Source organism: Xanthomonas sp. SHU 308, assembly GCF_000364645.1.
GTDB lineage: Bacteria > Pseudomonadota > Gammaproteobacteria > Xanthomonadales > Xanthomonadaceae > Xanthomonas_A > Xanthomonas_A sontii.
In genome coordinates this window covers 1-7,693 of sequence record NZ_AQOK01000214.1, presented here as the reverse complement: position 1 = coordinate 7,693, position 7,693 = coordinate 1, and the positions used below count along the sequence as shown (strand labels likewise).

The 7,693-nt window shown below is 59.2% G+C and carries 5 protein-coding genes; 2 read left to right on the top strand and 3 right to left on the bottom strand.

The window, feature by feature from the left end:
• On the bottom strand, positions 1–1,608 hold a 1,608-nt coding region (locus D588_RS0108120), incomplete at its 3' end, for a SpoIIE family protein phosphatase (RefSeq protein WP_345775585.1).
• Positions 1,609–1,824: 216 nt separating this feature from the next.
• Here D588_RS0108120 and aceE point away from each other — a divergent pair.
• Positions 1,825–4,515, top strand: a complete 2,691-nt coding sequence (aceE, locus tag D588_RS0108115) for a pyruvate dehydrogenase (acetyl-transferring), homodimeric type (protein ID WP_017915609.1) — start codon at positions 1,825–1,827, stop codon at positions 4,513–4,515.
• A 79-nt stretch (positions 4,516–4,594) separates the two neighbouring features.
• Positions 4,595–6,370, top strand: a complete 1,776-nt coding sequence (locus D588_RS26555) for a DUF262 domain-containing protein (protein ID WP_026143500.1) — start codon at positions 4,595–4,597, stop codon at positions 6,368–6,370.
• A gap of 436 nt (positions 6,371–6,806) precedes the next feature.
• Here D588_RS26555 and D588_RS27800 read toward each other — a convergent pair whose 3' ends face one another.
• Both D588_RS27800 and D588_RS28470 read right to left on the bottom strand, forming a co-directional pair.
• The gene (locus tag D588_RS27800; protein ID WP_232764258.1) at positions 6,807–7,277 is read right to left on the bottom strand and encodes a hypothetical protein; all 471 of its coding nucleotides are present in this window, start codon (positions 7,275–7,277) and stop codon (positions 6,807–6,809) included.
• 77 nt (positions 7,278–7,354) lie between these two features.
• Positions 7,355–7,693: hypothetical protein (locus tag D588_RS28470; protein WP_232764257.1), on the bottom strand; the 339-nt coding region annotated here is incomplete at its 5' end.

The window sequence follows — 7,693 nt, the reverse complement described above, 5'->3', positions numbered from 1 at the left end:
CGCCAGCCAGTAGTCGCCGCTGTGCACGTCGATCAGCCCGCACAGCACGGTGGCGAACATGCACGGCTCGTTGCCTTCCACCAGCCGCTGCGAGGCCGCGATCAGGATCGCGTCCGGGCGCGTATGCCGGCGCGCGGCGATCTCCAGCACGGTCATCGCCCGCGCCATGAACAGCGCCGCCGGTACGCCCTTGTCGGACACGTCGCCGACCACGAACCACAGCAGCCCCGGCTCGGTCTCGAAGAACTGGTAGAAATCGCCGCCCACCATCTCCGCCGGTTCCAGCAGCGCATAGGTTTCCAGGTGCTTGTGGGCGCTGTCGAAGGTGCGCCCGCCCGGCAGCATCGCCTGCTGGATGTCGCGCGCGATCGACAGCTCGCTCTGCATGCGCTGCCGCGCCTGCGCCAACGTGGCGATCTCGTCCAACTGGCGCTTGATCGAGCCGCGCGCGCTGTCGAAGGCGCGCGCCATCACCCCCACTTCGTCCGCGCGCTGCACATGCCGCAGCGGATAGTCGAACGCGCCCTGGCTGAAATGCAGCGCCGAGTCGGTCAGGTCCTCGATCGGCCGCACCAGCCGCACCGTGTAGCGGTGCAGCAGCCACAGCCACAGCGCCAGCGCGGCGGCACCGGCCAGCGCGCCCCACAGCACGATGCGGTTCAGCCCGGCCAGGATGTAGTCCTCCGACACGCTCAGCGCGAAGGTCCAGCCGGTGTCGCCTACCGCCGCGCTCTGGGTGAGGTAGCGGGTGCCGTCCGGTGCGGTGTGCTCGAAGCGCACCGCGGTGTGGGTGTCGGCCGCCTGCGCCAGCGGCGACAGGTCCGGCCGCGCCCGCGCCACGTGCGCCTCCAGGGTGCGGCGGAAGCGCAGCGCCGGGTCCGGATGCAGCACGAACAGCCCGTCCGGCGACAGCAGCATCGGCTGCAGCCCGCTGTTGGCCGGAAGTTCGGCGACGATGGCCTGCAGTCGCTGCAGTGGCACGTCCACGCTCACCATGCCGATCGCCGGCGCCTGCGGCCCGTCACCGGGCAGGCGCAGCGGCAGGTTGTAGGTGGTCAGGTAGGCGCCGCCGGTGCTGGCGTCGCTGTACGGCTCGGACCACCACGGCGCCGGCGTGACCAGGGTGCGCCGGTACCAGGGCATGCTGCGCGCGTCGAAGCCCAGCGCCTCCACCGGCTGTTCCAGCACCCCGGTAGCGGTGCGCCGCAGGTGCCAGGCGAAACCGCGGCCATCGTCCTTCAGCGCGCCCGGCTCGATCACCAGCAAGGCGCCGGCGATGTCCGGGTCGCCCTGCAACGTGGCCTGCAGCAGGTTGCGCAGGTTGAACGGCTGCCGGCCCAGCCCGCTCGCGGCGGCGGCCAGGGTGCGCCCGCTCACCTGCACCGAGCCCAGCGTGGCGTCCAGGCTGCGCGCGGTCTGCTGGGTCAGCCCGGCCACCTCCTCGCGGGCGTTGCGCACCATCACCTCGCGCGCGCCCACGTAGAACAACAGGGCCAGGCCCAGCAGCAGCGCCACCTGCAGCAGGCTGCCCCACAGCAGCAGGCGCGTGCGCAGGCTGTGCCGCCAGGCGACCGCGGAGGCGTCCTGCGCTGACGAGGCAAGGGCGATGGCGGCGCTCCACGGGGGCCTGGAGCCCGATCATAAGCGCAGCCGTGGCCGCCCGGCGCAGCGGCCTTTGCGGCTGTCCCGCCGCGTGTCCCGGGCCAATGTGACAGTCCGTTCCATACGCTGGCGTACGAGGTCCTGAGAGGCGGTTGCGCTACACTTGCAGGCTTCGAGAAAACACATGCCATCGCGCGCGTGCGTGCGACCTACGGGAGCGTTATGAACTGGTTGAACGAGGTGCTGCAGAACGATCCGAACCCCACTGAAACCCAGGAGTGGATCGAATCGCTCAAGGCCGTCATCGATGTCGCAGGCCCCGAGCGCGCGCATCAGCTGCTGGAGGACATGGTCGAACTGACCCGTCGTTCCGGCGCCTACCTGCCGTTCTCGCCGACCACCGAGTACGTCAACACCATCGCCCCTGCCAACGAGGCCAAGAGCCCGGGCGACGCGGCCATCGAGTGGAAGATCCGCTCGATCATCCGCTGGAACGCCATGGCCACCGTGGTCCGCGCCAACCGCAAGCCGGGCGACCTGGGCGGCCACATCGCCTCCTTCGCCTCCAGCGCCACCCTGTACGACGTGGGCTTCAACCACTTCTGGCGCGCGCCCTCGGACAAGCACCCCGGCGACCTGCTGTACATCCAGGGCCACAGCTCCCCCGGCATCTACGCCCGCGCCTTCCTGGAAGGCCGCATCAGCGAAGACCAGCTCAACAACTTCCGCATGGAAGTGGACGGGCAGGGCATCTCCTCCTACCCGCACCCGTGGCTGATGCCGGACTTCTGGCAGACCCCCACCGTGTCGATGGGCCTGGGCCCGCTCAGCGCCATCTACCAGGCGCAGTTCATGAAGTACCTGGAGCACCGCGGCCTGATCGAGAAGTCCGACCGCAAGGTGTGGTGCTTCATCGGCGACGGCGAGAGCGACGAGCCCGAGACCCTGGGCGCCATCGCCCTGGCCGGCCGCGAAGGCCTGGACAACCTGATCTTCGTGGTCAACTGCAACCTGCAGCGCCTGGACGGCCCGGTGCGCGGCAACGGCAAGATCATCCAGGAGCTGGAAGGCGTGTTCCGCGGCGGCGGCTGGAACGTCATCAAGCTGCTGTGGGGCGGCTACTGGGATGCCCTGCTGGCCAAGGACACCAACGGCGTCCTCAAGAAGCTGATGATGGAAACCGTCGACGGCGAGTACCAGAACTGCAAGGCCTTCGGCGGCGCCTATACCCGCGCCAACTTCTTCGGCAAGTACCCGGAGACCGCGGCCATGGTCGCCGGCCTGTCCGACGACGACATCTGGCGCCTGAACCGCGGCGGCCACGATCCGCACAAGGTCTACGCCGCCTACCACCAGGCGGTGAACACCAAGGGCATGCCCACCGTGATCCTGGCCAAGACCGTCAAGGGCTACGGCATGGGCTCGGCCGGTGAGGCGCTGAACCCCACCCACCAGACCAAGAAGCTGGACGACGACGCCGTGCGCGCGTTCCGCGACCGCTTCAACATCCCGCTCAGCGACAAGCAGCTGGCCGACGCCGAGCAGGTGCCGTTCTACCACCCCGGCCCGGACTCGCCGGAAGTGCAGTACCTGCAGGAGCGTCGTGCCGCGATGGGCGGCTACCTGCCGCAGCGCCGCCGCAAGGCCGACCTGTCCATCCCGGCCCCGGGCCTGGACAAGTTCGAGCGCCTGCTCAAGGACAGCGGCGAGCGCACCTACTCCACCACCATGGCTTTCGTGCAGAGCCTCAACATCGCCCTGCGCGACAAGGAACTGGGTCCGCGCATCGTGCCGATCGTGGCCGACGAAGCCCGCACCTTCGGCATGGAAGGCATGTTCCGGCAGATCGGCATCTACGCCCCGTTCGGCCAGAAGTACAAGCCGGTGGACGCCGACCAGCTGATGTTCTACCGCGAGGACCAGTCCGGCCAGGTGCTGCAGCAGGGCATCAGCGAGCCGGGCGCGATCTCCTCGTGGCTGGCCGCCGGCACCAGCTACTCGGTCAGCAACGTGCCGATGCTGCCGTTCTACATCTATTACTCCATGTTCGGCTTCCAGCGCGTGGGCGACATCGCCTGGCAGGCGGCGGACATGCGCACCCGCGGCTTCCTGCTCGGCGGCACCGCCGGCCGCACCACGCTCAATGGTGAAGGCCTGCAGCACGAAGACGGCTTCAGCCAGGTCATCGCCGGCTCCATCCCCAACGTGCGCAGCTACGACCCCACCTTCGGCTACGAAGTCACCGTGGTCATGCAGTACGGCATCCAGCGGATGATGCAGGAGCAGGTGGACGAGTACTACTACATCACCCTGATGAACGAAAACTACGCCCACCCGGAAATGCCGGCGGGCGCGGAAGACGGCATCATCAAGGGCATGTACCTGCTCAAGGACGCCGGCAAGCCCAAGAAGGGCGAACTGCGCGTGCAGCTGCTGGGCTCGGGCACCATCCTGCGCGAAGCCATCGCCGCCGCCGAGCTGCTGGACAAGGACTTCGGCGTCACCGCCGACATCTGGTCCTGCCCCAGCTTCAACGAACTGCGCCGCGACGGCTTCGACGCCGAGCGCTGGAACCGCCTGCACCCGGAAGGCGAACAGCGCAAGCCGTTCGTCACCCAGCTGCTGGAAGGCCGCCAGGGCCCGGCCATCGCCGCCACCGACTACGTGCGCGCCTTCGCCGACCAGATCCGCGCCTTCGTGCCGATGCACTACACCGTGCTGGGCACCGATGGCTTCGGTCGCTCGGATACGCGCGCCAACCTGCGTCGGTTCTTCGAGGTCGATCGGTACTACATCGCGCATGCCGCCATTGCGGCGTTGGCGAAGGAGGGGAAGATGACCGGGAAGGATGTGGCCAGGGCGATCAAGCAGTACAAGATTGATCCTGAGAAGGCTAATCCGGTTGGGGTTTAAGATGAGCCGCTTGTAAATTTAAAAAGCCTGCCACTAGCAGGCTTTTTTTACGATAAAAATCGAACGAAAGGATCTCAAAATGGCTGACCTCGCCTCTCAACCAACATCAATTCAGTCCGCATATGGTTGGTTTTCCAATGACAAGCTAATAGTCAATCGTCGGTATCAGCGAAAATTAGTATGGACTCTTGAGGAGAAGCAACGCCTGATTGAGTCGATTCTGAAGAAGTACCCTATACCAGCGGTGCTCGTTGCCGAGCGAGAAGGCGCGATCGGAACTTTTGAGATAATCGATGGGTTGCAAAGATTGCACGCTATTTTTTCATTTATTGAAACATCATTTCCTACCTTGGACGGCAGGTACTTTGATGTTAAACACTTCCCGACTGCGAAGGCTGCCTCAGATAATGGTAAGTTTGAAGTAAATAAATCTCTGGCAAAAATATCTCAACAAGAAGTTGGGGTTATATTGGATTACATCCTTGCTCTTTCAGTAATGAGGGGGGCGACAGAAGATGAAATTAATGATGTCTTTGGGCGAATAAACACATATGGCCATCGTCTTAGTGATCAGGAGCGTCGACAGGCTGGCGTCCAAAATTCGTTCTCGAACTTGGTGCGTAATATCGCTTGCACTATAAGGGGCGACGAGTCCGCTGCGATCATAAATCTTAGCAAGATGCCTTCCATTAGCATTGATTTGCCGATGACTAAGCATGGCTATGAGGTTCAGGCCGACGAAGTTTTTTGGGTTAAGCAAGGGGTTCTTCGTTCAACTGAGCTGCGCGATAGCTTGGATGAGCAGTGTATAGCTGACATAGCGGCATGCATTGTCGGTGGTCAGTTAATTGAGCGGTCGAAGGACGCACTGGATGAAATTTACGAAACTAATAGCGAGGAAGCTGAGCGAATCGAAAATGCGCTTGAAGTTTATGGCGAGGACAGGTTCGCGCAAGAACTTAAATATTGCATAGACGAGGTATTGGCGATATGTACCGCTGGTGGTGATGTAAAGCTCAGGGACATTCTTTTTAGCAAGCGAAACACCAACTCTTTCCCCGCCATGTTTGCGGCACTCCTGATCGCAATTCATGAGTTGGTGGTTAAAGACAAAATGAAATTGTCTGACTATGCGTCTGCTCTAAAAGCTATTACTAATTTGTATGAGCGGATTGAGACCTCGCGAAAGGCTACATCTCCAGAGGAACGTCGCAAAAATATCGATACTATTAAAGGTCTCCTGGCGGGATCTTTCGTGAAAGATCCTTCTGTGTCTAAAAAGATCTACGGAAATCACGCCATAGCTGATATCGACGCAACAATTCGACGTTCAGAATTGGAGACCCCCTCTTACGAGCTTAAGCAGGGAATGCTTACGCTTGCACCAAAGGGGCGATCTATTGATAAGGATGTCGTCGACAAGGTTATCCGTACAATCTGCGCCATCGCGAATAACGGTAAGGATCGATCGGGTACGATTCTTATAGGAATTACTGATAAAGAGGCTGATGCTAAGCAAGTGGAAAAGCTAGACAAGATCGCGCCAATTAAAGTAGGTAAGCGATTTGTAGTGGGTGTTGGTAGAGAGGCCAAGCACCTAGGATGGTCAATGGAAGAATATTACTCAAAATGGCGCGACGCGGTTAAGAATTCGAAGCTGTCTGAGCCTTTGAAGTCATCGGTTCTTTCTGGCTTTGATTTTAATAATTACTATGGTCTTGGTGTAATTGTCATTTCCGTGCCGCCTCAGGGACAGATATCATTTTGTGATGAGCAGGTTTATTGGAGAAACGGGGACTCTACGGAGCGGGCAGAAACTCCAGCGCAGATTGCGGGGGTGGCTAAGCGGTTCTAGTAAACGGTAACTAACGTAGCAGTTATAAGCGTCGCAAACGGCTTGAGATGAACCTCTAGAGGTGATGTGCCAGTTCTCCCAAATCGCTAATTCCTGTTATCTGCCGACTATTGACGGCGTGCGCAACTGCTAGAGTCGGCAGTACCGATCAGCACGATTATCATTTAGGAAGAAGAACGATTGGAAAATGAGGGGGCAAGTACACTTCATCGTACTTTTTGGGTCGTAGCTCTAGCTGTTTTTGGTTAGTCGACCCAACCCGGGCGAGCGGGCGGACACCTGCGCCGCTCGCCATAGTCGCGACTCGATAGCATCGCAAGAGGCTTTTTGTTGGCCGTGTCGCCGCTAAACTGCGAGAATCACGGCCGTGCTGTGATGGCAAGAGTGCGCTCGCAAATAGCACTCCGCCTTGGATTGCTGTTTATTGATGTAGCTATTACTTCCGTGCTTTGACTGCGGTACAAGCAGGTTCGTCTTTGTACTTATCGGTACTGCAAAGTGATATTCGTCGCTGATTGTCGGCCCATTCGGCCGCGGCAATGGCTGCAATGTATGCACTACACCCAAGAACTCCCACAATAGTAAATGCGCCAGCCCATCTCCAAAATCCGCGAGGATTGTGTATCAGCGGTCGCAAAAACTGTATTGTGGAAATAATGAAGAGTGTTAGTCCGACGGCTAATACTGGCGTGACAAGCCATGTGCCCAGAAATCTTGCTTTTCCGATTACAGGCAGATAAGCAAGGGCGCCTCCCGCGGCGATGATGCCTGTTGCTAGTGCCCAGCGTTCAATTATTTTTATAAAATGATTAAGGTTATTTTCACTAAAAATACTAAAAATATTTTTCATAATGTGGGCTCTTAGCAGCCAAGATAGAAATAGGAGGAGTACATTTTTATCGTTCATAGCCTAACTCAAGCTCGCATACTTAAAGCCTAGATTTACCCCTGGATACTCGTGCTCCACTCTTGTTTATCTCTGTATTACTGATTATCTATTGGCTTATTTTTTTCGTAATCGAGCAATGCCTGCGAGAGGGATTTTTTTTTCTCTACTTCCTCTCCGTCAATGATTAGCTTCGAGTTTCGCTCAGCGGAGCTTCTGCCATAAACTGATGCTGCCTTAGTTGTGGCTCTGGCAAGCTCAGCGAGTGTCCTTGGATCGTTGATTCCCAGCTGTTGAGCTAATTTTTGGGTCTCCATGGCTTGTACTAGCCTGCCATGTGTTGTGGTATTTCTATATATGAGGCCACAAGCATCCCGCAACATCGCCAGAAATAGTTTTATCGCCTTGGAGTCCCCCATCAAGCTTATTTTGACGGG